Origin of the sequence: Bifidobacterium criceti, from assembly GCF_002286935.1 — a bacterium.
GTDB lineage: Bacteria > Actinomycetota > Actinomycetes > Actinomycetales > Bifidobacteriaceae > Bifidobacterium > Bifidobacterium criceti.
In genome coordinates this window covers 1-1,709 of sequence record NZ_MVOH01000033.1, presented here as the reverse complement: position 1 = coordinate 1,709, position 1,709 = coordinate 1, and the positions used below count along the sequence as shown (strand labels likewise).

1 protein-coding gene and 1 pseudogene are annotated in these 1,709 nt (G+C 62.6%); one reads left to right on the top strand and one right to left on the bottom strand.

Annotated features, from left to right (window positions below):
* Positions 1–194: 194 nt before the first annotated feature.
* Positions 195–1,355 (bottom strand): IS1249 family transposase, encoded by a 1,161-nt coding sequence (locus tag B1526_RS08870; protein ID WP_095615683.1) that lies wholly within the window; start codon positions 1,353–1,355, stop codon positions 195–197.
* 262 nt (positions 1,356–1,617) lie between these two features.
* On the opposite strand from B1526_RS08870, the pseudogene B1526_RS08865 reads away from it, so the two are divergent.
* Positions 1,618–1,709 (top strand): annotated as a pseudogene (locus tag B1526_RS08865) (aquaporin family protein); the annotation flags it as partial.

The following is a 1,709-nucleotide window of genomic DNA, read 5'->3' as shown; positions in this document are numbered from 1 at the left end:
CGTCGGCGCGGCGCAGTCCGCGGACCATATGATGGCGTATGACGAAGCTCGACCGGCAATCGTTCCGGCGAGTTGATTGTTTCCTGCACACGATGGTGTGTGCGGTACGGCGACTACTGAGGCGCGTATGGGGACATTGCGCGGCGTCGTCGCCAATCAGGGCATATAGGAACTAAAGTTATTGATTTAGACTTTCATTCGGTTGCGTTTGGGTAGCGTGTGCTGGCGTGGAATTCGTTCCAGTCGATGCCGGTTCCGAGTGTTGGCTGGGTCATGTCGGGCTCGTTGTCTTGGTCTGTACGTGGTTTGCTCTGCCGGTCGTGTTGCTTGAGGATGCGGGCGGGGTCGGGTTTGGCGCTGTTCATGTAGCAGTGCCATTCGCAGGCGCGGCGCATGTGCGCCTCGGGCAGGCCGCGGTGGTTGACGAGCATGCGCTTGAGCGCGGCGTTGAGCCCTCCCTCGAGGCGGTTGCTGTCGCGTGGCACGGGGCCCTGCGCGGTCAGTGTGGGGTCGAGGAAACAAAAGAGCGTGCCGTCTTTGAAGAGGCGTTCAAGCCTGAAATAGGCGCGGCGCAATGGCAGGTGGGTCCACCACCATCCGCTTGTGCTCGTGGCGGCCCTGGGATCGTCGGGATGGTCCTTGGCGTACGTGCGTTCGGCCAGCATGCCTTTCCAGCGTTCGTGCCACGCGTTGAGCGCCTGGCCCCACCTGGCGGCCGTGTCGGCGTCGTGGATGCGGGTGAGCGTGTCGGCGAGGCGTTTGAGATCCCTCCCGGCCTGCAGTCTGGGTCTGGAGGTCAGATCGGCCCTGGTGTCGCGTTGCACGTGGACCAGGCAGCGTTGGATGCGCGTGCCCGGCCAGATTTGCGCGCAGGCTTTGAGGATGCCTTTCATGCCGTCGCATACGAGCACGTCGGGCGGGGCGAGCTGTGCGAACAGCGCCTTGTAGGCGGCCGTGCTCTCCCGGGCGCACCACTGCCAGGCGAGCACCTCGCCGTCCTCGCCGTCGACCGCCGCCAGCAGGCACCAGCCGTTCATGTAGGTGCCGTCGGCCATGACCGTGCGATGCACCACACCGTCGGGTTCGATGCGCGGCTTGAGCCGCCAGCACCAGTCCACGCGTTTGCGGAAGTTGCGCGCGCTCTCCGTGCGTTTGCGTTGGGGCGCGGCCTCGAGCAGCCAGTCCAGGAACTGCGCCAGCTGGGTGCGGCGCCGTTTGGTGTTGTTCCTGGTGCCGGCGGTCAGCCTGCACCCATCGCACTGCCAACGCTGCCGGCCCATGCGGTCGTGCCCGTTCTTGCGCATCGGCGACTGGCAGACCGGGCATTTCTTCGCTTGCTTCGAACGTGTCCTCATGACACACATTGCACACGAAACCACACAAGCAGATACCCGTGCGCATCTGCAACGGGGCGACACGCCTACTGGCGAAAAGGCAAACCAGACTCTAAATCAATAACTTTAGTTCCTATATGCCCCAATCAGGGATGCAAAGGTTTGCAAAGATGATGCATCAATGTGGGGCACGCCTTGGCGTACGCTGGATGGGTTCGCCGCGTCCATGTGAGGCCGCGGGGACCTGAGAGAGTATAGAGCATAAGAAATAAGGACATCCCTCGTGGAATACTCATTTTTCACCAAGTTGGCGGCCGAATTCGTAGGAACCGCCGTACTCATGATCTTCGGCAACGGCGCGGTCGCCAACGTCGA